Source organism: Plantactinospora sp. A48 (assembly GCF_055793945.1).
This window is the reverse complement of the sequence record NZ_JBTIXF010000045.1, coordinates 16,605-39,423: the sequence shown is the minus strand read 5'-3', so window position 1 is coordinate 39,423 and position 22,819 is coordinate 16,605. Positions and strand designations below refer to the sequence as shown.

The window sequence follows — 22,819 nt, the reverse complement described above, 5'->3', positions numbered from 1 at the left end:
AGTGCGGGTGGGGGTCAGCCGCTGCGGGCCGGTGGCACCGCCGACGCGGGTTCGGTCCGGGCCAGCCGACCGCGCATGGTGAGCCGGTCACCACGGAAGCGGATCCACTCCAGGTCGACCGGACGCCCGTCGGCGAGATGGGTCAGACGTTCGACCATCAGCAGCGCCGCGTGGCTGTCGGTGTCGAGCAGGGCGGCCGAGTGCGGGTCGGCGTTGACCGCCTCCAGCGAGACGTCCGCGGTACCCAGCGGCTGCCCCGCGATCCGTTCGATGAGCACGAAGACGTCCTGACGGCCGAGGTCGGCGGCGAGCAGCGGCTCGCCGATGTCGCGCGGCAGGTAGGTCAGGTCCAGCGACAGGGGCACCCCGTCGAGGTGCCGGATCCGTTCGAGGTACACCACCTGCTCCCCCGGTGCCAGCCGCAGCCGGTCGGCCACCGCGGACGGGGCCCGGGTCAGGGCGACGGTCCGTACCTCGTTGCTGATCTCGCCGTGCTCGTGCAGGGTCTCCGCCAGCCCCATCAGGCGGTGCAGGCCGTGCGGATACTTGGCGGTCACGACCGTGGTGCCGACGCCGGGGACGCGTTCCACCAGTCCCTCGGCGACCAGCAGCGCCAGCGCGGTCCGGACCGTGTTGCGGGAGACGTCGAACTCCCGGCAGAGGGTGGTCTCCGAGGGCAGCGGACCCGCGCCGAACACGTCCGTCAGCACCTGGTGCCGGAGCACGTCGGCGACCTGCCGGGCCCGGTCGGCCCGCCGGCGACGCGCCTCGACGAGGGTGGCGACCGGCTGGTTCGGCACGCTCATTCGCCCCTCCTCCGCGAGCCTTCGACCGGCGTGACGGTTCCGGGTCGCGGCCCGCCGCCGGTGCGCTGTGCGGATTACCCTAGTAAATCAGTGGGGATAGTGGGAATATCGCCGCCGCTGCGCCACCTCGAGCCACCGCGGAACCCCCTCCCACCTGCGGCGGACCGGATCGCCGGGAGCATTGCGCCACATCGGCCATCCGGATCGTGGGATCGTCCTACGGAGACACCCGCTGGGCGGGCACCGCCACGTCGTGCCGGCAGTCGGGCAGGTAGCCGCGCAGCACGTGCGCGCTGTCCGCGGTCGCCACGACCAGGGTCGCCGGCCCGGCCAGCGGCACCCGCACCGCGTTCGGACCGAGCACCAGCGGCGCGGCCGGCGGCTCCGCACCGACCCGCAACAGCGAGCCGGTCGCCTTCGCCCCACCGAGCACCGCGGGCCCGTCCCAGCCGGCCCCGGAACCGACCGTCAGGGTCTGGTGCAGCAGCGGCCGACCGGCGTACCGGACCCGGGTGGTGACGCCCAGCTCGCCGCTCGGCTCGTCGTACCGGCCGCAGACCAGCTCGTCGCGCCACAGCAGCGACGCTCCGGCGGCGAGTTCGACGGTGGCGTCGCTGCGGTGCCGGCAGCCGGCGGCGGCGACCGTCTGTTCCGGCAGCCAGTGCAGGGTGCCCCCGGCGGCCACCGAGGCGACCACGACGAACCGGGACGCCACCGCGGACCGGGCGGGCAGCGCCACCGAGGCCGCCACGGTGCCCAGGCACAGGGTGGCGTCCGGCCCCACCTCGACGTCCAGCCGCAGGTCGTCCCCGCCGAGCGGCCCGGCGGCGCCCCCGACCAGCCGCACCGTCGCGACGGGTCCGGCCGGCCCGGTACGGCGCAGCAGCAGCGGCACCTCACCGCGTACCCGGGTCAGCCGGGTGCCGCCGTGACCGTCCGCCTCCGCCACCACCCGGGCCTGCGCCCGCATCAGGGCCCCGGCTCCGCCGCCGTCCCGGGGTCGTGATGCGCCGAGACGAGATGCCGGACCCAGTCCGCGACCGGCGTGGCCCGGGGGTCGGCCGTCAGCGACAGGAAGACCGTGGGCAGCTCGCCCCGGCGCGAGCGGGCGTCGCGGTCCATCACCGACAGGTCCGCGCCGACCAGCGCGGCGAGGTCGGTCTTGTTGATGACCAGCAGGTCGGCGGTGGTCACGCCCGGCCCGCCCTTGCGGGGCACCTTGTCGCCACCCGCGACGTCCACGACGAAGATCTGCCGGTCGATCAGGCCCCGGCTGAACGTGGCGGTGAGGTTGTCGCCACCGCTCTCGACCAGCACGAGATCCAGCGGCCCGAGCGTGGTCTCCAACTCCTCGACGGCGTCGAGGTTGGCCGAGATGTCGTCCCGGATCGCGGTGTGCGGACAGCAGCCGGTCTCCACCGCCCGGATCCGCTCGGCCGGTAGCACCCCGTTGCGTTTGAGGAAGTCCGCGTCCTCGGTGGTGTAGATGTCGTTGGTGACCACGCCGAGGCGCAGTTCCCCGCCGAGCGCCCGGCACAGCGCGGCGACCAACGCGGTCTTGCCCGAGCCGACCGGGCCGCCGATGCCGATGCGCATCGCCCGCGCGGCCGGCGGCAGGGGGTTGTGTGGATCGGATTCCGGATGCGGATGGTTGTGGGCGACGGTGTCAGGAAGCAAAGAGACGCACCTCCCAGCTGGCGTGGACTTCGGCGTAGATGTCGGCGAGTGGGGCCGTACCGGCCGGTAGCTCGGCGGGCGGACCGCTGGCCGCGACCACCGCCGCGCGCGCGGTCCGGTCGCAGGCGCCGGCCAGGCCGGCCAGCACCCCCTGGGTCCGGTACGGGTCGAGCCCGAGCAACCGCACCGCCGCGCTGGCCGGCCCGGTGAGCACCCCGTACGCCCCGACCAGTGCGGTCTGCTCGACGGTGAGCCGGGCCGCGAACCCGGTCAGGCCCAGTGCGATCGGCTGGTGGCAGCCGTCGGGATGTGGTGGTGCGGCGGCGAAGACCGGCGACGGCCAGGTGGCCCGGCCGGCCCGTAGCAACGCCCGGCCCTGACGCCGGGACGCCAGCCGGAGCGCGGGTGCGGCGGTGCGGGCGTCCAACTCGGCGTCCAACTCGGCCAGCGCGGCGCTCGGGTCCGGGTCGGCCGCCCGGCGGTGGGCGGCCGCGGCGAACGCGGCGGTGACCGGGCCGGCGGTGGCCAGCCGGCCGCGCAGGAACGCGTCCAGGTCGGCCGGGCCGGTCACCCGTCCCGCCGCCACGGCCGCCTCCAACCCGCTGGAGTGGGCGTGGCCGCCGGCCGGGAACCGCCCGTCGGCCAGCAGCAGCAGCGCGGTCGTGTCCATCAGAACAGGAAGTAACGCTGGGCCATGGGCAGTTCGTCCACCGGATCCGGTTCGACCACCACCCCGTCGACGCGCACCGTGAAGGTGTCGGGTTCGACCTCGACGCGGGGCATGGCGCCGTTCTCCGGCAGGTCGGCCTTGCCCCGGGACCGCACGTTGGCCACCGGTACGAGGGGACGCCGCACGTCCAGCCGCAACCCCGCCTCCAGCGCGGCCGGCGCGACGAACGCCAGGCTGGTGGCCGCCGGCACCACCCCGTACGCGCCGAACATCGGGCGGGGCAGCACCGGTTGCGGGGTTGGGATCGAGGCGTTCGCGTCCCCCATCTGCGCCCACGCGATCATCCCGCCCTTGATGACCAGATCGGGGCGGACCCCGAAGAAGGCCGGAGTCCACAGCACCAGATCGGCCAGCTTGCCGGCCTCGACCGAGCCGACGTGCTCCTCCAGCCCGTTGGCCATCGCCGCGCAGATCGTGTACTTGGCCACGTACCGGCGGGCCCGGTGGTTGTCGGCGCGGCCGTCCCCGGGCAGGGCGCCCACCCGGCGCTTCATCACGTGCGCGGTCTGCCAGGTACGCAGGACTACCTCGCCGATCCGCCCCATCGCCTGCGAGTCGGAGCCGATGATCGAGATCGCCCCGAGGTCGTGCAGCAGGTCCTCGGCGGCCATCGTGGAGGGCCGGATCCGGCTCTCCGCGAAGGCCAGGTCCTCCGGCACCTCCGGCGACAGGTGGTGGCAGACCATCAGCATGTCCAGGTGCTCGGCCAGGGTGTTGCGGGTGTACGGCCGGGTCGGGTTGGTCGAGGACGGCAGCACGTTCGGGTGGCTGGCCACGGTGATGATGTCCGGCGCGTGCCCGCCGCCCGCACCCTCGGTGTGGTACGAGTGGATGGCCCGGCCGTTGATCGCCTTGAGGGTGTCCTGGACGAACCCGGCCTCGTTCAGCGTGTCGGTGTGGATGGACACCTGCACCCCGGAGGCGTCCGCCACCCGCAGGCAGGCGTCGATCGCGGCCGGCGTGGTGCCCCAGTCCTCGTGCAGTTTGAAGCCGCCGGCGCCGGCCCGGAGCTGTTCCCACAGCGCGTCCGTGGCGACCGTGTTGCCCTTGCCGAGCAGCAGCACGTTGACCGGAAAGGTGTCCAGCGCCTCGTGCATCCGGGCCAGGTGCCAGGCGTTGGCCGTCACCGTGGTGGCCTTGCTGCTCTCGGCCGGGCCGACGCCGCCGCCGACCAGGGTGGTGACGCCGCCGGCCAGCGCCTCCGCGACCAGTTGCGGGCAGATGAAGTGGACGTGGGTGTCGACGGCCCCGGCGGTGAGGATCCGGCCGTTGCCGGCGATGACCTCGGTGCCGGGACCGATCACCAGGTCGGGGTGGATCCCGGGCATGATGTCCGGGTTGCCGGCCTTGCCGAGCGCGACGATCCGGCCGTCGCGGATGCCCACGTCGGCCTTCACCACCCCCCAGTGGTCGAGCACGACGGCACCGGTGATGACGGTGTCCGGGGTGCCCTCGGCCCGGGTCGCCCGGGACTGGCCCATCGACTCCCGGATCACCTTGCCGCCGCCGAAGATCACCTCGTCGCCGCCCACACAGTGGTCCGCCTCGACCTCGATCAGCAGGTCGGTGTCGGCCAGCCGGATCCGGTCGCCGGTGGTCGGGCCGTACAGCGCCGCGTACCGGGCCCGGTCCATCCGGCTCATCGGGACCGCCCCCCGGCGGCGTCCAGTCGACCGCCGCACCGGCCGCGCAACCCGACCACCACCCGGCGCCCGCCGAGCGGCACCAGGTCCACCTCGCGGGTCACGCCCGGCTCGAACCGCACCGCGGTCCCCGCCGGCACGGCCAGCCGCAGTCCCCAGGCCGCCGCCCGGTCGAACGACAGGCCCGGGTTGGCCTCGGCGAAGTGGTAGTGGGAGCCGACCTGCACCGGCCGGTCGGCGGTGTTGGTCACGACGAGCGTGGTCACCGGGCGGTCCTTGTTGATCTCGATGTCGCCGTCGCCCGGCAGCGTCTCGCCCGGGATCACGGGATCGGGTGGTGCACCGTCACCAGCTTGGTCCCGTCCGGGAAGGTCGCCTCCACCTGCACCTCCTTCAGCATCTCGGGAACGCCGTCGAGCACGTCGGCACGGCTCAACACGTGCCGACCGGCTTCCATCAGGTCGACCACGGTCCGCCCGTCCCGGGCTCCCTCCAGCAGGAAGGCCGTCAGGATCGCGACCGCCTCGGGATGGTTGAGCCGCAGCCCACGGTCCCGGCGGCGACGCGCCACGTCGGCGGCGACATGGATGAGCAGGCGGTCCTGCTCGTGTGGGGTGAGGAACACGCGATCTCCCGATCACACCGTGAGGGCCCGACGGACCGTGGCCAGCGCGTCCGTGCCGCCCGGACCGGACGAGGCGACCCGTCCGGAGGCCAGTACGAAGTACCGCTGGGCCGCGGTGAGGGCGAAGCCGACGTGCTGCTCGACCAGCAGGATCGCCATGCCCCGGCCGGCCAGGGCCAGGATCGTCCGCTCGATCTCCGCGACGACCGTCGGCTGGATGCCCTCGGTGGGTTCGTCGAGCAGCAGCACGTCCGGCCGGGTGATCAGGGCACGCGCGATGGCCAGTTGCTGCCGCTGCCCACCGGACAGCAGTCCCGCGCGGCGGTGCAGCAGGCCGACCAGGGCGGGGAACACGTCGAGCGCCTCGGCCAGCGCGGCCCGCCCGGCCCGGCGGCCGTCCGCGACGAGTTGCAGGTTCTCCTCGGTGGTCAGGTGCGGGAAGCACTGCTGGCCCTGGGGCACGTACGCCATGCCCCGGGCGACCCGCTGGTGTGGCGCGAGGCCGGTGATGTCCTCGCCGGCCAGCCGGATCACGCCGCCGCGCGGCTTCAGCAGGCCGATGGCGGCGCGCATCAGCGTGCTCTTGCCGGCGCCGTTGTGGCCGAGTACGGCCGTCACGCCGTCGCCCGGCACGCTCAGTGAGACGTCGTGCAGCACGACGCTGCGGCGGTACCCGACGTCGACGTGGTCGAACTCGAGCATCCCGGCTGGCTGGGCCATCACGTCTCCCCTACCGTCGGCGTCAACTCCCGGTCCCGTTCCCCGCCGCTGTGGCCGAGGTAGACCTCCTGCACCCGGGGGTCGGCCTGGACCTGGGCCACCGTCCCCTCGGACAGCACCCGACCCTCGTGCATCACGGTGACCGTGTGCGCGTAGCGGCGCAGGAAGTCCATGTCGTGCTCGATGACCAGCACCGTCCGGTCCCGCGCCACCACCCCGAGCAGTTCACCGGTGCGGTCCCGCTCGTCCTGGCTCATGCCCGCGACCGGCTCGTCGAGCAGCAGCAGCCGCACGTCCTGGACGAGCAGCATCCCGATCTCCAACCACTGCTTCTGGCCGTGGGACAGCGCCCCGGCCGGCCGGTCCGGCACGCCGGCCAGGCCGACCGTCTCCAGCGCGGTCGCCACCGCGGGCGGGACCGCGCGACGGCGCCGCAGCAGGGTCAGCGGGCCCCGGCCGGCGCCCGCGGCGATGTCCAGGTTCTGCAGGACGGTCAGCTCCTCGAACACGGTGGAGGTCTGGAACGTCCGGCCGACACCCAGCCGGGCGATCCGGTGGACCGGCCGGCCGAGCAGTTCCTGGTCGTCGAAGCGGACCGACCCGGCCGCCCGGACCAGGCCGGTGACCGCGTCGACCAGGGTCGTCTTGCCGGCGCCGTTGGGCCCGATGAGGAACCGGATGTCCCCGGCCCGGACGTCCAGGTCGACGCCGCCGAGCGCGGTGAACCCGTCGAAGACCACCCGCAGGTCCCGGATGCGCAGTCCGGCGGTGGTGTCCGTGCTCATGTCGTCACCTCGGCCGGGGTCGGCGCCGGCCGCGGCGCGGTGGGCCGGTCCGGGGTGGACCGGCGGCGGCGCGGCAGGAGCCGCACGGCCGCCGCGAACCCGCCCGGCAGGAACGCCACCACCAGGACGAACAACAGCCCTTGCAGGTACGTCCAGGCGGCCGGGAACTGTTCGGACAGCGCGGTCCGGGCCCAGGCCACGGCGACGGCGCCGAGCACCGGCCCGAGCAGCGTGGCCCGGCCACCGACCGCGACCCCGATGACGAACTCGATCGACGGCACGATGCCGATCAACGCCGGGTTGATGATGCCGACCGCCGGCACGAACAGCGCGCCGGCCAGGCCGGCCATCCCGGCCGCGACCACGTACGCCACCAGCTTGACGTTCGCCGGGTTGTAGCCGAGGAACCGCACCCGCTCCTCGCCGTCGCGCACCGCGACGAGCAGTTCGCCGTAGCGGCTGCGCATCAGCTGCCGGACCAGCGCCAGCAGCGCCAGCAGCGCGGCGGCGACGATGAGGTACACCATCCGCTGGTTGACCGGATCGTCCAGGTCGTAGCCGAAGAACCCCTGGAAGTCGGTCAGCCCGTTGGTGCCGCCGGTGGTCCCCTGCTGCCCCACCAGGAAGATCGCCAGCGCGGCGGCCAGCGCCTGGGACAGCAGCGCGAAGTACGCGCCCCGGACCCGGCGCCGGAACACCAGCGTGCCCAGCAGCAACGCCACCAGCATCGGCAGGACGACGGTGGCCGGCAACGCGAACCAGGGGCTGGCGAACGGCCGCCACCACCACGGCAGTTCGTCCAGTTGGCCGTACAGCTGCATGAAGTCCGGCAACTGGCCCGGACCCGCGTCGGCCAGCTTGAGGTGCATGGCCATCGCGTAGCCGCCGAGTCCGAAGAAGACCCCCTGGCCGAGGGTGAGCATGCCGCCCCGCCCCCAGGCCAGCCCGATGCCGACCGCGACCATCGCCACGCACAGGTACTTGGCGAGCAGGTTCAGCCGGAAGTCGGACAGCACCCCGGGAGCCACCGCGAACAGCAGCACCGCCGCGGCGGCGAAGCCGGCGCCGGTGAGCGCCGCCGACCCGAACCGGGCCCTCACGCCAGGCTCCGGGTACGCAGCGTGAACAGCCCCTGGGGTCGCCACTGCAGGAAGGCCACGATGGCCACGAAGACACCGACCCGCGCGACGCTCACCGTGGTCGAGTACTCGATCATGGCTTGCAGGATCCCGAGCAGGAACGCCACCAGCACGCTGCCGCGCAGGTAGCCGATCCCGCCGGCCACCACCACGAGGAAGGCGTCGATGATGATGTTGGTGCCCATGGTGGGGCCGATCGGCCCGAGCAGGGTCAGCGCCACCCCGGCGACCCCGGCGAGCCCCGAGCCGATGAAGAAGGTCAGCCGGTCGACCCGGCCGGTCGGCACGCCGGACACCGCCGCCAGGTCCCGGTTCTGCACCACGGCGCGGATCCGCCGGCCGAGCGGGGTGAACCGCAGTACCAGGGTCAGCGCGACGACCGCGAGCACCGCCAGCCCCAGGATGAACACCCGGTTGGTCGCCAGCGCGAGATCGGGGCCGATCCTGATGTTGCCGGTGAGCAGTTCCGGCGCCCGGGTCTGCACGTTCGGCGCCCCGAAGATGTCCCGGGCCAACTGCTGGAGGATCAGCGAGACGCCCCAGGTGACCAGCAGGGTGTCCAGCGGCCGGGCGTACAGGCGGCGGATCAGCAGCAGCTCCAGCACCACCCCCAGCGCGCCGGCCACCCCGAAGGCGACGGGCAGCGCCACCAGCAGCGAGAGCCCGGCACCGGTGACCGCCTTCTGCAACACGTAGACCGTGTAGGCACCGGCCATGATGAACTCGCCGTGGGCCATGTTGATGACGTTCATCTGCCCGAAGGTGAGGGCGAGGCCGAGCGCGATGAGCAGCAGCACGGCACCGATGCTGATCCCGGTGAACAGTTGACTGACGATGACCATGGTCAGCTCAGACCCGTCGCCCAGGAATAGCCCTTGAGGTACGGGTCGGGTTTGACGGGCTGACCGGAGTTCCACACCTCCTTGATCAGGCCATCCGAGCCCACCTTGCCGATCCGGGCGGTCTTGTAGATGTGCTGGGTCGCGCCGTCCACCGTGACCTTGCCCTCGGGCGCGTCGAAGACGATCCCGTCGCTGGCGGCCTTCACCTTTTCCACGTCGAAGGAGCCGGCCTTCTCGACCATCGCCTTCCACAGGTAGACCGACACGTAGGCGGCCTCCATCGGGTCGCTCGTCGGCTTGTCCGCGCCGTACTTCGCCTTGTACGCCTTGACGAACCGGTCGTTGGCCGCCCCGGCCGTGGTCTGGTAGTAGTTCCAGGCGGTGAGCTGCCCGTCGAGGTACTGGGTGCCGATGCTCTTGACCTCTTCCTCGGCGATCGACACCGACACCACCGGCATGCTGGTCGCGGTGAGGCCCGCGGACTTGTACTCCTTGAAGAAGGCCACGTTGCTGTCGCCGTTGAGGGTGTTGAACACCGCCGACGCCTTGGCCGCCTTGACCTTGTTGACGATCGTGCCGAACTCGGTGGACCCGAGCGGGGCGTAGTCCTCGCCGAGCACCTTCATCCCGTTCGCCGCCGCGTACGCCTTGATGATCTTGTTGGCGGTCCGCGGGAACACGTAGTCGCTGCCGACCAGGTAGATCGACGTCTTGCCCTGGGCCTTCAGGTAGTCCAGTGCCGGCACGATCTGCTGGTTGGTGGTGGCCCCCGTGTAGAAGATGTACGGCGACTGCTCCAGGCCCTCGTACTGCACCGGATAGAACAGCAGCGCCTTGTTCTTCTCGAAGACCGGCTTGACCGCCTTGCGGCTGGCCGACGTCCAGCAGCCGAACACGGCCGCCACCTTCTCCTGCTTGATCAGCAGTTCGGCCTTCTCCGCGAAGGTCGGCCAGTCGGAGGCGCCGTCCTGGACGGCCGGCGCGAGATGCTTACCGAGTACGCCGCCCGCGGTGTTGATCTCCTCGATGGCCAGCAGCAGCGAGTCCCGCACGGTGACCTCGCTGATCGCCATGGTGCCGGACAGCGAGTTGAGCAGCCCGACCTTGACCGTGTCGCCGGAGGTGTCGGCGACGGCACCGGCCGATGACTTGTCGGCACCCGTCCTGCTGCCGCACCCGGCGAGCATGGTGGTCACAGCGAGCAGCAGCGCGCACGCCCCGACACGTACCCCACGGATTCTGAACATGAAGCCTCCCTACCGCCTCGGTGGAGTCTCCGATGTGGAGAATTGATCCTTTTTCAACCTGAACCCGCGACACAGGCGTCCCGCCTTCGACCTCCGCCGGCGTCGGACCGCAGGAGGAGGTGGAAAGGGTTCATTGGTGACACATCCGAGTTGGGGTGCCGCATGCGACGATGAATGCCAAGCACTGATGGCGACGCGGAACGGCGGCCTGACCGCCACGCTCCGTCGGGTGGGCGACCGGGCCCGCCGGAATCGGGATCTCCCCTTCGGCCGTCTCGTGGTCGGCCGCGAGGAACACCGGTCCGGCCCGGTGGTTTCACCTGTGCCGGTCTGTTGATCGGCACCGTAAGCGTGACGACTGTCGATTTCTGGGAAGTTTCACGTCGCTCAATTGGACGTTTCCGAGCCGGCCGCGCCGCTGCCCAGACGCGAAACGGCGGCCGGAGTCCGGCCGCCGTTCCAGGTGCGTCGTCGTACGTGGTCGGTCACGCGCTACAGGTGGCGCCGTTCAGGGTGAAGCTGGTCGGCTTTGCGGGGTTGCCGGTGTGGGTGGCCTGGAAGCCGAAGTCGACCGAACCACCCGCCGGGATGGCGGCGTTGTAACTGACATTGCGGGCGGTGACCGCGCCGCTGGTCGGCGAGTACGTCGCGTTCCAGCCGTTGGTGATCGTCTGCCCACCGGGCAGGGTGAACGCCAGGCTCCACCCGTTGATCGCGGTGGTGCCGGTGTTGGTGATGCTGACACTCGCGGTGAGACCGTTGTTCCAGGCGTTCACCGTGTACGCGACCCGGCAGGCCCCGGTGCCCGGCGGCGGGCTCGTGGGCGGCGCGCTCGTCGGGGGCGCACTGGTCGGCGGGGCACTGGTCGGCGGCGCACTCGTGGGCGGCGCGCTCGTCGGCGGCGCGCTCGTCGGCGGCGCGCTCGTCGGCGGCGCGCTCGTGGGCGGCGCGCTCGTCGGCGGGGCGGGCCGGTCCAGCCCGAAGAACGCGATGGCCACCGCGGCCTGACCGGTCATTGGCAACTGGTGCCCGGCGCCCTGGATGCTGTACGCCTCGACCTTCACCGCGCCGGAGGAGTCGGCGTACTGCCGGCGGTTCCAGCCGGACTGCGGGGTGTCCGACCGGGTGGGCGTCTGGCTCAGCCCGAACACGTTGGTCCACTGCTCGATGTCCTCCTGCAGCAGCGAGTACGGCACCAGGGTGTCGGCGGTGCCGTGCCACAGTTGGATCTTCGGCCGGGGACCGGTGTAGCCGGGGTACGCCGCCCGGACCGCGTCACCCCACTCCTGCGGGGTCCGGTTCATGCTGCCGCCCGTGCACTTGCTGCTGCCGGGCGGGTAGTCGGCCGCGTTCGCGAAGCAGTTGAACGGCACGCCCATGAACGCCGCGCCGGCCTTGAACACGTCGGGATAGAGCGTCAGCATCTCGTCGGTCATCATGCCGCCGGACGAACTGCCGGTGGCGAAGACCCGGTTCGGGTCGCCGCCGTACCGCTGTTCGGCGTAGGTCACCATCGAGACGATCGAGACCGGGTCGCTGCCGCCGCCGCGTCGCTTGGCCGCGTCGGACCAGGTGTCGAAGCAGTTGCCGAAGCCCGCCTGCTGCATCGCGCTCGGATAGATGACGATGTAGCCGTACCGGTCGGCCAGCGAGGCGAACTCGCTGCCCGAGTAGAAGCCCGGTCCCGAGCCGCCGCAGCCGTGCATGGCCACCACGATCGCCGGGTTGGCCGGGCGGACATCCGGGACGTAGATGTGCATCCGCATCCCACCCGGGTTGTTGCCGAAGTTGGTCACCTCGACCAGCGAGGCGGCCGCGGCCGGGCCGGTGAACACCGGGGCCAGCACGGCCAGGCCACCGACGGCCAGCGCCACCGACAGGCCGGCGAGCGCCTTGCGGATGCTCTTCATCTCATTCACTCCCCTAGTCCGGGCCGGAGCTGGAGGCCGGTCGAGCCGGCATCCAATCGATGTGTGTCGCTGAGTATCCCGACCGGACAAAAAACTGTCAATCGAGAACTCTTGATCCCCCTCGCACCTGCGGGATTCCGGTCCGGTTAGAGTTGATGTCCACCCGCCCCCCGGACGCCGGAGACGCCTCGTGGTGCGCCCCTTCGATCTCGACGAGATCCTCCCCGACGTCGGCGTCGACCCGGTCCGCCTCCCCCGGCGGCAGGCCGGCGGGTCGCCGCAGGGCATGGCGGTGACGCTGCTGGCCGACTACAGCCTGCGGACCCGGGCCTGGCTGCCGTCCGCGGCGATCGTGGCGCTGCTGACCGAGTCCGACGTGACCCGGGGCGCCGCGCGCACGGCGATCAGTCGGCTGGCCCGGCGCGGCGTACTGGAGAACAGCCGCCAGGGGCGTAGCACGTCCTACCGGCTCACCGAGCCGGCGGCCGTCGCGCTCGCCGTCGGTGGCCGGTCGGTGGTCCGGTTCGCCGCCCAGGCCGAGTCCTGGGACGGCACCTGGACGCTCATCGCCTTCTCGCTACCCACCGAGGGGGACGCCGAGCGGCGCGCGCTGCGCGCCCAACTCCGCTGGCTCGGCTACGCGCCGCTGTACGACGGGCTGTGGGTCTCCCCGCACGGCCAGCCCGAGAAGGCCGCCACCGTGCTGACCGGGATCAGCCGCGGCACCATGACGGTGTTCCGGGCCCGTGGCGTCCGGCTGCCCGGAGTCGCCGACCGGGATCCGCTCGACGCCTGGGACATGGCCGGCATCGGCGAGCACTACGAGACCTTCGTGGCGCGGTGGAGTCCGCTGCTGCCCCGGATCCGCTCCGGGCGGATCACCGGCACCGCCGCGCTGCGGGCCCGGACCGAGGTGATGGACACCTACCGGCGCTTCGTCGCGCTGGATCCCCGGTTGCCCATGCGGCTGATGCCCGCCGGGTGGCTCCGGGAGCACGCCCGGGAGGTCTTCGCCGCCGTGTACGACGGCCTTGCCGAACCGGCCCGGCGGCACGTGCTGGCGACGGTCGCCCGGTTCACCCCGGACCCGACGCCGGACGTCGGCCCGCACACCGTGGCGGAGCTGTTCGCCGGCATCTCGCCCGGCGCCCGGTCCGCCGACGCCACCGCGCCGGCGGGACCGCCACACCGCTGACCCGTCACGACCCGGCCTCGCGCTGACCCGTCACGGCCCGGCCCGCCACGACCCACCCGGCCCCGCCACCGGACTCGTCACGACCCGGCCTCGCGGTCCCGCCACCAGGCCCGCGACGGCCCGCGCCACCGGTCACGCCGGTCGAGCATCAGCTCGCGCGCCTGCTCGCCGCTCCACCGCCGGGGCAGCAGGTCGGGCGGCAGGCCCGGGTCGGCCAGCAGCAGGCGCCGCCACTGGTAGAGCAGGTGGGCCAGCTGGGCCAGGGCCTCGCCGGGCGTCGCGGGCGACACGGCGGCGAAGCGCTCGACGAACGCGGCGTACTGACGGTCGAGGTCGGCCACGTCCCACGCCTGGTCGACCAGGCGGTGGCGCTCCTCCGGCTCGTCCAGTCGGGCGTGCAGCAGTGTCCCGTGGACCGGTTCGCCGAGCGACGCCAGCACCTGCCGGGCCTCGGCGGCGCGCGACGGGTGCGGGCTGAGCCAGACACCCGGGCCCAGCGAGCCGAAGCCCGCCCAGCCTAGCGAGACCCGCAGCCGGTGCCGCAGGTTGCGATGGCTCTCCGGTACGGCGGTCAGCAGCACCAGCCAGTCGCCGGTCCAGTCCGGTTCCGGGCCGCTGGCGAACAGCCGGCTCTTGGCGGCGGACAGCGAATCCCGGCCGGCCGGGGTGAGCAGCCACCGGGTGCGCCGCCCGACCCGGTGCGGCGTGAGCAGCCCCGCGGCGGCGGTGCGGGCGAGCGCCTGCCGGACGGCCTTCTCCTCGAACCCGGCCAGGCCGAGCGCGTCCAGCAGGGTCTGCGTCCAGGCGGCGTCACCCTGGTCGAACGCGTACTCACCGAGCAGGAGCAGCAGGTAGGACCGGGCGCTCGGTCCGCGCGCGGCACCGGGCGCGCGGGCGCCGTACCCCGGCACACCCTCCACAATACTCCCCACAGTCTTGACGGACGACTATCTATGTGTCGCATTATAGGGACACCGCATCGCCGGTCGGATGGAGGTGAGGCCCGTGTCACCCGGGTCGGCGCCACTTCGGGTACACGGACTGACCGTGTCCTACGCGGACGGCACGCGGGCACTGCGGGACGTGTCGATCGACGCGCCGGCCGGTGGCGTGGTGGCCGTGCTCGGCGGCAACGGGGCCGGCAAGAGCACCCTGCTGCGCGCGGTCTCGGGCACGCTGCCGTTCCTCGGCGGCCGGCTGGACGCCGGAACGGTCGAGTTCGCGGGGCAGCGGTTGGACCGCCTCGATCCGGCGGCGGTGGTCCGGGCCGGGGTGGTGCAGGTCCCCGAGGGCCGGCAGATCTTCGAGGACCTCACCGTGGCGGAGAACCTGCGCGCGGGCGCGCTGACCACCCCGCCGCGACTGCGCGGGTCGGCCCGGGACCGGGTCCACGGGCTGTTCCCGGTGCTGCGCGAACGGGCCGGGCAGCGGGCCGGCCTGCTGTCCGGCGGAGAGCAGCAGATGCTGGCCATCGGCCGGGCCCTGATGGCGCGGCCCCGGCTGCTGCTGCTGGACGAGCCCTCCCTGGGCCTGGCCCCCCGGCTGGTCGAGCGGATCGGGGAGGTGGTCGCCGAGATCCACCGGCAGGGCACCGCGGTGGTCCTGGTGGAGCAGAACGCCGCGCTCGCGCTGCGCCTGGCCGACGTCGCGTACGTGCTCGAGGTGGGCCGGGTGACCCTGCACGGCCCGGCGGCCCGGTTGATCGACACCGACGAGGTCCGCGACCGGTACCTCGGGGTGGGACCACCGCCGGACGAGCCCACCCCGCCCACCCCGCCGGCCTCGCCGGACGGGACGGCCACGCCGGACGAGACGGCCACATCGGACGGGACGGCCACGCCGGACGGGCCGGCCCGGTCCACCCCGCCGGACGGGCCGGCCGGGACGGCGCCGGGCGGCCGAGCGGCGCCGGCCGAGTTGGCGGTACGCGGACTGAGCGTGCGGTTCGGCGGGGTGACCGCGCTGTCCGAGGTCTCCTTCGCGGTCGTGCCCGGCTCGGTACACGCGCTGATCGGCCCGAACGGGGCCGGCAAGTCGACCTGCCTGAACGTGCTCACCGGTGTCTACCGGGCCAGCGCCGGCAGCGTGCGGTACGGCGACGCCGAGCTGGTCGGCCGGCGCCCCCACCAGATCGCCCGGCTGGGGGTGAGCCGCACCTTCCAGAACCTGGCGCTGTCCCCGGCCGCCAGCGTGGCGGACAACCTGCTGCTCGGCCGGCACCGGCACGGTCGGGCCGGCTTCGTCCGGGCCGGCCTGCGGCTCGGCGGGGCCGTCCGGGAGCGGGCCGAGCAGGCGCACCGGGTCCGGGGGATCGCCGAGTTGCTGGACCTCGACGACGTGCTGGACCGGCCGGTGGCCACGCTCGCCTACGGCGTCCGCAAGCGGGTGGAGCTGGCCCGTGCGCTGTGCGCGGAGCCGACGCTGCTGCTGCTCGACGAGCCGGTCGCCGGAATGCCCGCCGACGAGTCGGCCCGGCTGGCGACCGTGCTGGCCCGGGTCCGCGCGCAACTGCGGATCTCCATCGTGCTGATCGAGCACGACATGACGTTCGTGATGGGCCTGGCCGACGAGGTGACGGTGCTGGACTTCGGCCGGCGCATCGCGGGCGGTTCGCCGCCGAGCGTGCGGCGCGACCCCGAGGTGATCCGGGCCTACCTCGGCGGTCCCGCACCGGAGGTGGCCGGATGAACCGACTCGTCGAACTGCTCGGCAACGGGCTGTCGCTGGGCTGCATCGACGCGCTGATCGCGCTCGGCTTCGTGATCGTGTTCAAGGCCACCCGGGTGGTCAACTTCGCGTACGGCTCCCTGCTGCTGCTCGGCGCGTACGTCGTCGGGCGCGGCCACGAGGCGCTCGGCTTCCCGGTCGCGGTGCTGCTGGCGGTGCTGGTCACCGCGGCCGTGGCCGTGCTGATCGGGGTCGTGGTGCTGCGCCGGGTGCGGCTGGCCGACCCGGGCAGCCTGGCGGTCGTCACCCTCGGCGTGGACATCGTGCTGGCCACCGACCTCACCCGCCGGATCGGCACCGACCTGCTCACCACCGGCGACCCGTGGGGCGCCCGGGTGGTGACCGTGGCCGGGGTCCACGTACCGCAGACCCGGGTCGCCGCCGCCGTCGTCGCCGTGCTGCTGGTCGCCGCCCTCCTGGCCGGGCTCCGGCTGACCGACTGGGGCGTCGGCCTGCGGGCCGCCGCGGAACGGCCGGCCACCGCGGCGCTGATGGGCATCCGGCTGAACCGGGTGGCCGCCGGGACCTGGGCGTTGGCCGGTGGGCTGGCCGCGGTGGCCGGACTGTTCTTCACCGCGTTCCCGTCGCCGGGCATCAGCGGTGCGGCCGGGCCGGCCGCGTTGGGGGCGGCGGTGCCGGCGGCCGTGCTGGGCGGCCTGGACTCCACCACCGGCGCGCTGGTTGGTGGTCTCGCGGTCGGCGTCACCGCCACCCTGGTCGCGGGCTACCAGGACCAGCTGGGGTTCCTCGGCCGCGGCTTCGGATCGGTGGCGCCGTACCTGCTCATGCTGCTGGTCCTGCTGGCCCGCCCGGCGGGGCTGTTCGGTGCCCGGGAGGTGACCCGTGTCTAGCCGGATCCGGCCGCTGGCCCGGGCACCGCTGGCCTGGGCGGCCGTGCTGGTGCTCGCGCTGGCGGCACCGCTGTCCCTGACCGGTTTCTGGTTGCAGACCGCGCTGTTCGCGATGGCCGCCGCGATCGGCGCGATCGGGCTGACCCTGCTGGTCGGCGTCGCCGGGCAGCTGTCCCTGGCGCACGCCTTCTTCGTGGCCGTCGGCGCGTACGGCTACGCCTACCTGGCCGGTACGCCGGACGGCCGGGTCGCCGGCGCTGGGTGGCCGCCGGCGCTCGCCGCGCTCGGCGCGGTGCTGCTGGCCGGGCTGGCCGGCGCGGCGTTCAGCCCGATCGCCGGTCGGCTGCGGGGGATCTATCTCGGCCTCGCCTCGCTGGCGCTGGTCTTCCTGGGACAGCACGTCCTGCGCGAGGCCACCTCGGTGACCGGCGGGTTCAACGGCCGCGACGCCACGCCGTTCCGGTTGTTCGGCTTCTCCTTCACCGCCACCGATCCCGAACTGGTGGTGCTCCGGGTGCCGTTCGGGTCCCTGGAGCGGCTGTGGTACCTCGGCCTGCCGCTGGTGGCGTTCGCCTACTGGTACGGCCGCAACGTGCTGCGCGGCCGGCCCGGACGGGCGCTGGCGGGGCTGCGCGACAGCGAGGTGGCCGCCGCCAGCATGGGGGTGGACGTCCGCCGGTACAAGGCGGCGGCGTTCGTCGTCGCGGGCGGGTACGCCGGCCTGGCCGGCGTACTGCTCGCCCTGGCGTACGGCCGGATCGTGCCGGACAGCTTCGGTTTCGCGCTGTCCATCGACTTCCTCGCCATGGTCATCATCGGTGGACTGGGGTCCATCCCGGGGAGCGTGGCCGGCGCCGTGCTGGTCACCGCGCTGCCGCTGGTCCTCGGTCGGTACGGCGGCGCGCTGCCGTTCCTGGCCCGCCCGGGTGAGTCCGGCGTCGGCGCCGCCGAGGCCGCCCGGCTGCTCTACGGCGCCGCCGTGGTCGCCGTGCTGCTGTTCGCACCCGGCGGCCTGGCCCAGCTCGCCCGCCGCACCACCACCGCGATCCTCACCCGCCGCACTCCCCCGGCGTCCGCCCCGCAGGTCGCCGCGGCACCCACCCACCGCACCTCACCGGCGCCCACCCGCCGGTTCTCCCCGGCGCTCACCCGCCGCACCCCCCGGACCGAGGAGCAGGCCCATGAACCGAAGAATCCTGGCCCTGACGACAGCGCTGTGCCTCACCCTGACCGGCTGTAGCAAGGCCACCTCCACCGGGCAGGACGCCGGCGGTGTGCGGACCGGCGTCGGGGTCACCGATCACACCATCAAGCTCGGCAGCCTGGTGGACCTGACCGCCGTGTTCGCCCCGCTGAGCAAGACCGTCGTGCAGGGTACGGAGCTGTTCTGGAAGCAGCAGAACGCGGCGGGCGGGGTCTGCGGCCGCACCGTCGAGGTCACCGTGAAGGACCACGGCTACGACCCGCAGAAGGCGGTGTCGGCCTACCGCGAGCTGTCCGGTGGCGTACTGGCGATGCAGACCGTGCTCGGATCCTCGGTGATGACGGCGCTGAAGCCGACCGTGGACCAGGACGACATGTTCGTCGGCTTCGCCGGCTGGAGTGCGTCCGTGCTGGCCGACGAGCGGATCCAGCTGCTCGGCACCACCTACGACATCGAGACCATCTCCGGGCTGGACATGCTGCTGCGGGAGCACCGGATCAAGCCCGGTGACAAGATCGGTCACGTCTACTTCGAGGGCGACTTCGGGGAGAACGCGTTACAGGGCAGCCAGCACTTCGCCGCCGGCAACAACCTCACCATCGTCGGCCAGAAGATCAAGTCGTCGGACACCGACCTGTCGGCGCAGGTGACCGCGTTCCGCGGCGCCGGGGTCACGGCGATCCTGGTCTCGGCCGGACCCAACCAGACCGCCTCGGTGGCCGGGGTGGCCCGGTCCGTCGGACTGAACGTGCCGATCGTGGCCAACGGCCCCGGGTTCACCCCGCAGCTGCTGAAGACCCCGGCCGGCCCGGCGCTGACCGCCAACCTCTACGTGGTGTCCAGCATGGCCCCACCCGCCCTGGACACGCCGGCGGCCAGGCAGCTTCAGGAGGCGTACGCCAAGGAGTATCCGGACGGTCAGCCCACCCAGGTCGGCTCGGTGTTCGGCTACGCCCAGGCCCGGGTCACCCGGGACGTGCTCCAGCGGGCCTGCGACAACAAGGACCTGACCCGGCGCGGTGTGGTGACCGCGCTGCACCAGCTCTCCACCGTGGACACCGGCGGCCTGGTGGCCGGCCCGCTCGACTACACCCGGGCCGGACAGCCACCGACCCGGACCATCTACATCAGCCACGCCGACCCGAACGTACCCGGCGGGCTGAGCGTGGTCGGCGGCCCGACCGAGGCCGCCCCGGCCCGCGACTACCAGCCGGCCGGCTGACCAGCTGACCCATCGACGGAAGGACTGCCCGTGGATCTGAAGGGCCGAGTCGCCATCGTCACCGGAGCCGGCCGAGGTCTCGGCCGGGCCTACGCCGAGGCCCTGGCCGCGGCCGGCGCGCGCGTCGTGGTCAACGACGCCGACCCGGCCGCCGCCGCCGAGGTCGCCGGAAAGCTCACCGCCGCCGGGGCCAGTGCGGTGGCCGAGCCGGGCGCGGTCGGCCCCACCGAGGTGGCCCGGCGGCTGACCGACCGGGCCGTCGAGACGTACGGCCGGCTCGACATCCTGGTCAGCAACGCCGGCCTGCTGCGCGACCGGATGCTGTGGAAGATGTCCGACGAGGAGTTCGACGAGGTGGTCGAGGTCCACCTGCGGGGCACCTTCACCTGCGTCCGGGCCGCCGTCAGCCGGATGCGCGAGCAGGGCGAGGGCGGCCGGATCATCGCGGTCGGTTCGCCGGCCGGCCAGCTCGGCAACATCGGGCAGACCAACTACTCAGCGGCCAAGGCGGCGATCGTCGGCGCGGTCCGCACCTGGTCGATGGAGTGCGCCCGCGCCGGCATCACGGTCAACGCCGTGGTCCCGGTCGCGGCCACCGCGATGACCGCCACCATTCCGGCCTTCCAGGGGTACGTCACGGCCTGGCGCGACCACGGCACCCCGCTGCCCCGGTGGCTGCGCGCCGCCGAGGGCTTCGGCAGCCCCGAGGACGCCGCCGGGCTGGTGGTCTTCCTCGCCTCCACCCGCTCCGCCGGGATCACCGGGCAGGTCCTCGGGATCGGCGGGGACCGGTTGTCGATGTGGTCGCACCCGAGGGAGGTCGCGACCGCGTACCGGGACGGCGGATGGGACGCCGACGCCATCGCCGACGACGCCTGGCCGGCGCTGGCCCGCTGGACCCAGCCGGTCGGCATCCCGGCGCCGGAGCCGCCGGCGGAACCGGCGGCCACGCCCGAGCCGGAACCGGCGGTCACGCCCGAGCCCTCGCCGGAACCGCCCGCCACGCCGGAAACACCGGGGGCTCCGCGCCCGTGAACGTCGACGAGTTGGTCGCGATCGACGTACACGTCCACACCGAGGTCTCCGCGAGCGGCCACCCCGCGCTCCCCGCGCACCTGATGACCGGCTCGGCCCGGCACTTCGGGGTCTCCGGTGACCGGCAGCCGACCGTTGCGGAGATCGCCGCGTACTACCGGGACCGTCGGATGGCGGCCGTGGTGTTCACCGTGGACGCCGAGACCGCCCTCGGACATCCGCCGATCCCCGCCGATGAGGTGGCCGAGGAGGTGGCGGCGCACCCGGACACGCTGATCCCGTTCGGCAGCGTGGACCCGTGGCGCGGTCGGACGGCCGTCCGCCGGGCCCGCGAGCTGGTACGGCGGTACGGCGTCCGCGGGTTCAAGTTCCACCCCAGCCTCCAGGCGTTCCACCCCAACGACCGGATGGCGTACCCGCTGTACGAGGTGTTGCAGGAGCTGGGCGTGGTGGCGCTGTTCCACAGCGGTCAGACCGGTATCGGCGCGGGCCTGCGCGGCGGTGGCGGGATCGCCCTGAAGTACGCCAACCCGATGGCGCTGGACGATGTCGCCGTCGACTTCCCCGACCTGCGGATCGTGATCGCGCACCCGTCGTTCCCGTGGCAGGACGAGGCACTCGCGGTGGCCACCCACAAGCCGTTGGTCCACATCGACCTGTCCGGCTGGTCCCCGAAGTACTTCCCGCCGCAGCTCGTCCGGTACGCCAACACCCTGCTGCGTGACAAGGTGCTGTTCGGCTCCGACTTCCCGCTGCTGACCCCGGACCGGTGGCTCGCCGACTTCGAGGCCCTGGAGATCAAACCGGAGGTGCGCCCGTTGATCCTCAAGGAGAACGCGACCCGGCTGCTGCGCCTGGGACGGTACGCCGATGACTGACCGGGGCATCGGTTCCTGGACCGAGCGGCGGGCCCGGATGTCACCGGACCGGGTGGCCGTGGTGTACGGGGACCGCGAGTGGACGTACGCCGACCTGCACCGGCGGGCCGGCGCGGTGGCGCGCGGGCTGGCCGGGCTCGGGGTCCGGCGCGGTGACCGGGTCGGCTACCTCGGCCCCAACCATCCGGCCTTCCTGGAGACGCTGTTCGGGGTCGGACTGCTCGGCGCGGTGTTCGTGCCGCTCAACTGGCGGCTCGCCGTGCCGGAGCTGGACTTCATGCTGCGCGACAGCGGCACCCGGCTGCTGGTGGTCGCGCCGGAGCACGCCGCCGTGGCGGCCCGGCTGCGCGAGCTCACCGGCGTCCGGACCGTCACGCTCGGCCCGGAGTACGAGCGGCTGCTGGCCGACCCGGCCGGTCCGGCGGATCCGGATGGTGCGGAGTCGACCCCAACCCCGACGGAGCCCGGCGCGGCAGACCCGGCCGGGTCCGATCCACCCGACCCGCTTCCGGACCCGCCGGTCGGGGCGGACGACATCTGCATGATCCTCTACACCTCCGGCACCACCGGGCGGCCGAAGGGCGCGATGCTGACCCACGGCAACGTCACCTGGAACTGCCTCAACCTGCTCCTCGACCTGGACCTGGTCGCCGACGAGGTGACGCTGGTCGTCGCGCCGATGTTCCATGTCGCGGCGCTGAACCAGACGGTGCTGCCCACCCTGCTCAAGGGCGGTCGGGTGGTGCTGGTGCCGGCCTTCGACCCGGACCGGGCGCTGGAGCTGATCGCCCTGCTCCGGGTGACGTACCTGTTCGGCGTACCGACGATGTTCCTGGCGATGGCCCGCGCGGCCGGCTGGCCGGACGCGGACCTGACCTCGGTGCGCCTGGCGATCTGCGGCGGTGCCCCGGTGCCGGTCGCCGTCATCGCGGCCTACCAGGAGCGTGCGGTGACGTTCCTCCAGGGGTACGGGCTGACCGAGGCGTCCCCGGGGGTGCTGTTCCTGCGCCGGGACGACGCGGTCCGCAAGGTCGGTTCGGCCGGCACCCCGGTGTTCTTCGGCGACGTGCGGCTGGTCCGCCCGGACGGCGCGCCCGCCGGGGTCGGCGAGCCCGGCGAGATCCTGGTCCGTGGCCCGAACGTGATGGTCGGCTACTGGGAAAGGCCGGACGAGACCGCCGAGGCGCTGTCCCCGGACGGGTGGCTGCGCACCGGCGACATCGGCGTCACCGACTCCGACGGGTACGTCACGGTCCGGGACCGCACCAAGGACGTGATCATCTCCGGTGGCGAGAACATCTATCCCGCCGAGGTGGAGGACGCGCTCTACCAGCATCCCGCGGTGGCCGAGTGCGCCGTGATCGGGGTACCCGACGAGCACTGGGGTGAGGTCGGCCGCGCGGTCGTCGTCCGGCGCCCCGGCACCGAGGCCGGGCCGGCCGAGCTGCTCGGCTTCCTCGAGGGTCGGCTCGGGCGGTTCAAGTTGCCGAAGTCGGTGGTGTTCGCGGAATCCCTGCCGCGAACCGCCTCCGGAAAACTGATCAAGGGCGAGTTGCGCGCCCGCTACACCTGAGGGGAGACCC

General features: G+C 73.2%; 22 protein-coding genes. 8 read left to right on the top strand and 14 right to left on the bottom strand.

The window, feature by feature from the left end; genetic code table 11:
• Positions 1-14 precede the first annotated feature (14 nt).
• The 13 genes from ACXN5W_RS21330 to ACXN5W_RS21270 form a co-directional block, all read right to left on the bottom strand.
• On the bottom strand, positions 15-806 hold the full coding sequence (locus tag ACXN5W_RS21330) for a GntR family transcriptional regulator (protein ID WP_473160107.1): 792 nt from the start codon (positions 804-806) through the stop codon (positions 15-17).
• A gap of 217 nt (positions 807-1,023) precedes the next feature.
• On the bottom strand, positions 1,024-1,776 hold the full coding sequence (locus ACXN5W_RS21325; protein WP_473160106.1) for an urease accessory protein UreD: 753 nt from the start codon (positions 1,774-1,776) through the stop codon (positions 1,024-1,026).
• Complete coding sequence (gene ureG, locus ACXN5W_RS21320) at positions 1,776-2,483, bottom strand: urease accessory protein UreG (RefSeq protein WP_473160105.1); 708 nt, start codon at positions 2,481-2,483, stop codon at positions 1,776-1,778. The genes ACXN5W_RS21325 and ureG overlap by 1 nt, the downstream gene beginning before the upstream one ends.
• On the bottom strand, positions 2,473-3,153 hold the full coding sequence (locus ACXN5W_RS21315; protein ID WP_473160104.1) for an urease accessory protein UreF: 681 nt from the start codon (positions 3,151-3,153) through the stop codon (positions 2,473-2,475). Before ACXN5W_RS21315 ends, ureG begins: the two co-directional genes overlap by 11 nt.
• Complete coding sequence (locus tag ACXN5W_RS21310) at positions 3,153-4,856, bottom strand: urease subunit alpha (protein ID WP_473160103.1); 1,704 nt, start codon at positions 4,854-4,856, stop codon at positions 3,153-3,155. Before ACXN5W_RS21310 ends, ACXN5W_RS21315 begins: the two co-directional genes overlap by 1 nt.
• A complete protein-coding gene (locus ACXN5W_RS21305) occupies positions 4,853-5,182 on the bottom strand; it encodes an urease subunit beta (protein ID WP_473160102.1) in 330 nt (109 codons plus the stop codon). Before ACXN5W_RS21305 ends, ACXN5W_RS21310 begins: the two co-directional genes overlap by 4 nt.
• Complete coding sequence (locus tag ACXN5W_RS21300; RefSeq protein ID WP_473160101.1) at positions 5,179-5,481, bottom strand: urease subunit gamma; 303 nt, start codon at positions 5,479-5,481, stop codon at positions 5,179-5,181. Before ACXN5W_RS21300 ends, ACXN5W_RS21305 begins: the two co-directional genes overlap by 4 nt.
• Positions 5,482-5,493: 12 nt before the next feature.
• Positions 5,494-6,201: an ATP-binding cassette domain-containing protein gene (locus ACXN5W_RS21295; protein WP_473160100.1), complete on the bottom strand. Its 708-nt coding sequence runs from the start codon at positions 6,199-6,201 to the stop codon at positions 5,494-5,496.
• Entirely contained in the window at positions 6,201-6,986 is a 786-nt protein-coding gene (gene urtD, locus ACXN5W_RS21290) for an urea ABC transporter ATP-binding protein UrtD (protein WP_473160099.1), read from the bottom strand. The genes ACXN5W_RS21295 and urtD overlap by 1 nt, the downstream gene beginning before the upstream one ends.
• Positions 6,983-8,086: an urea ABC transporter permease subunit UrtC gene (gene urtC / locus ACXN5W_RS21285; protein ID WP_473160098.1), complete on the bottom strand. Its 1,104-nt coding sequence runs from the start codon at positions 8,084-8,086 to the stop codon at positions 6,983-6,985. Before urtC ends, urtD begins: the two co-directional genes overlap by 4 nt.
• Positions 8,083-8,967, bottom strand: a complete 885-nt coding sequence (urtB, locus tag ACXN5W_RS21280) for an urea ABC transporter permease subunit UrtB (RefSeq protein WP_473160097.1) — start codon at positions 8,965-8,967, stop codon at positions 8,083-8,085. Before urtB ends, urtC begins: the two co-directional genes overlap by 4 nt.
• Positions 8,968-8,969: 2 nt before the next feature.
• A complete protein-coding gene (gene urtA / locus ACXN5W_RS21275) occupies positions 8,970-10,214 on the bottom strand; it encodes an urea ABC transporter substrate-binding protein (protein WP_473160096.1) in 1,245 nt (414 codons plus the stop codon).
• 485 nt (positions 10,215-10,699) lie between these two features.
• The gene (locus ACXN5W_RS21270) at positions 10,700-12,124 is read right to left on the bottom strand and encodes an extracellular catalytic domain type 1 short-chain-length polyhydroxyalkanoate depolymerase (protein ID WP_473160095.1); all 1,425 of its coding nucleotides are present in this window, start codon (positions 12,122-12,124) and stop codon (positions 10,700-10,702) included.
• A 190-nt stretch (positions 12,125-12,314) separates the two neighbouring features.
• Here ACXN5W_RS21270 and ACXN5W_RS21265 point away from each other — a divergent pair, with 190 nt between their 5' ends.
• The gene (locus tag ACXN5W_RS21265) at positions 12,315-13,319 is read left to right on the top strand and encodes a PaaX family transcriptional regulator (protein ID WP_473160094.1); all 1,005 of its coding nucleotides are present in this window, start codon (positions 12,315-12,317) and stop codon (positions 13,317-13,319) included.
• 77 nt (positions 13,320-13,396) lie between these two features.
• On the opposite strand, the gene ACXN5W_RS21260 is transcribed toward ACXN5W_RS21265, so the two are convergent.
• A complete protein-coding gene (locus tag ACXN5W_RS21260; RefSeq protein WP_473160093.1) occupies positions 13,397-14,230 on the bottom strand; it encodes a PaaX family transcriptional regulator in 834 nt (277 codons plus the stop codon).
• Positions 14,231-14,366: 136 nt separating this feature from the next.
• Between ACXN5W_RS21260 and ACXN5W_RS21255 the strand changes: the two genes are divergently transcribed.
• From ACXN5W_RS21255 to ACXN5W_RS21225, 7 genes are read left to right on the top strand one after another with little or no spacing between them, the layout of a single operon-like run.
• Positions 14,367-16,007, top strand: a complete 1,641-nt coding sequence (locus ACXN5W_RS21255) for an ATP-binding cassette domain-containing protein (protein WP_473160092.1) — start codon at positions 14,367-14,369, stop codon at positions 16,005-16,007.
• A complete protein-coding gene (locus tag ACXN5W_RS21250; RefSeq protein ID WP_473160091.1) occupies positions 16,004-16,897 on the top strand; it encodes a branched-chain amino acid ABC transporter permease in 894 nt (297 codons plus the stop codon). Before ACXN5W_RS21255 ends, ACXN5W_RS21250 begins: the two co-directional genes overlap by 4 nt.
• Positions 16,890-18,137 carry a branched-chain amino acid ABC transporter permease gene (locus ACXN5W_RS21245; protein WP_473160090.1) on the top strand — a complete coding sequence of 416 codons (1,248 nt, stop codon included), beginning with the start codon at positions 16,890-16,892 and terminating at the stop codon, positions 18,135-18,137. Before ACXN5W_RS21250 ends, ACXN5W_RS21245 begins: the two co-directional genes overlap by 8 nt.
• Positions 18,079-19,323 (top strand): ABC transporter substrate-binding protein, encoded by a 1,245-nt coding sequence (locus ACXN5W_RS21240; protein WP_473160089.1) that lies wholly within the window; start codon positions 18,079-18,081, stop codon positions 19,321-19,323. Before ACXN5W_RS21245 ends, ACXN5W_RS21240 begins: the two co-directional genes overlap by 59 nt.
• A 30-nt stretch (positions 19,324-19,353) precedes the next feature.
• The gene (locus ACXN5W_RS21235) at positions 19,354-20,358 is read left to right on the top strand and encodes an SDR family NAD(P)-dependent oxidoreductase (RefSeq protein ID WP_473160088.1); all 1,005 of its coding nucleotides are present in this window, start codon (positions 19,354-19,356) and stop codon (positions 20,356-20,358) included.
• Complete coding sequence (locus tag ACXN5W_RS21230; protein WP_473160087.1) at positions 20,355-21,236, top strand: amidohydrolase family protein; 882 nt, start codon at positions 20,355-20,357, stop codon at positions 21,234-21,236. Before ACXN5W_RS21235 ends, ACXN5W_RS21230 begins: the two co-directional genes overlap by 4 nt.
• The gene (locus ACXN5W_RS21225; RefSeq protein WP_473160086.1) at positions 21,229-22,809 is read left to right on the top strand and encodes an acyl-CoA synthetase; all 1,581 of its coding nucleotides are present in this window, start codon (positions 21,229-21,231) and stop codon (positions 22,807-22,809) included. The genes ACXN5W_RS21230 and ACXN5W_RS21225 overlap by 8 nt, the downstream gene beginning before the upstream one ends.
• Positions 22,810-22,819 lie beyond the last annotated feature (10 nt).

What these genes read in the sequence shown, in the direction of transcription:
- ACXN5W_RS21315 (WP_473160104.1), bottom strand. Translation starts at nt 3,153, where the DNA reads ATGGACACGACCGCGCTGCTGCTGCTGGCCGACGGGCGGTTCCCGGCC.
- ACXN5W_RS21240 (WP_473160089.1), top strand. Translation starts at nt 18,079, where the DNA reads ATGAACCGAAGAATCCTGGCCCTGACGACAGCGCTGTGCCTCACCCTG.
- urtD (WP_473160099.1), bottom strand. Translation starts at nt 6,986, where the DNA reads ATGAGCACGGACACCACCGCCGGACTGCGCATCCGGGACCTGCGGGTG.
- ACXN5W_RS21325 (WP_473160106.1), bottom strand. Translation starts at nt 1,776, where the DNA reads ATGCGGGCGCAGGCCCGGGTGGTGGCGGAGGCGGACGGTCACGGCGGC.
- ACXN5W_RS21225 (WP_473160086.1), top strand. Translation starts at nt 21,229, where the DNA reads ATGACTGACCGGGGCATCGGTTCCTGGACCGAGCGGCGGGCCCGGATG.
- ACXN5W_RS21295 (WP_473160100.1), bottom strand. Translation starts at nt 6,201, where the DNA reads ATGGCCCAGCCAGCCGGGATGCTCGAGTTCGACCACGTCGACGTCGGG.
- ACXN5W_RS21310 (WP_473160103.1), bottom strand. Translation starts at nt 4,856, where the DNA reads ATGAGCCGGATGGACCGGGCCCGGTACGCGGCGCTGTACGGCCCGACC.
- ACXN5W_RS21250 (WP_473160091.1), top strand. Translation starts at nt 16,004, where the DNA reads ATGAACCGACTCGTCGAACTGCTCGGCAACGGGCTGTCGCTGGGCTGC.
- ACXN5W_RS21330 (WP_473160107.1), bottom strand. Translation starts at nt 806, where the DNA reads ATGAGCGTGCCGAACCAGCCGGTCGCCACCCTCGTCGAGGCGCGTCGC.
- urtA (WP_473160096.1), bottom strand. Translation starts at nt 10,214, where the DNA reads ATGTTCAGAATCCGTGGGGTACGTGTCGGGGCGTGCGCGCTGCTGCTC.
- urtB (WP_473160097.1), bottom strand. Translation starts at nt 8,967, where the DNA reads ATGGTCATCGTCAGTCAACTGTTCACCGGGATCAGCATCGGTGCCGTG.
- ACXN5W_RS21270 (WP_473160095.1), bottom strand. Translation starts at nt 12,124, where the DNA reads ATGAAGAGCATCCGCAAGGCGCTCGCCGGCCTGTCGGTGGCGCTGGCC.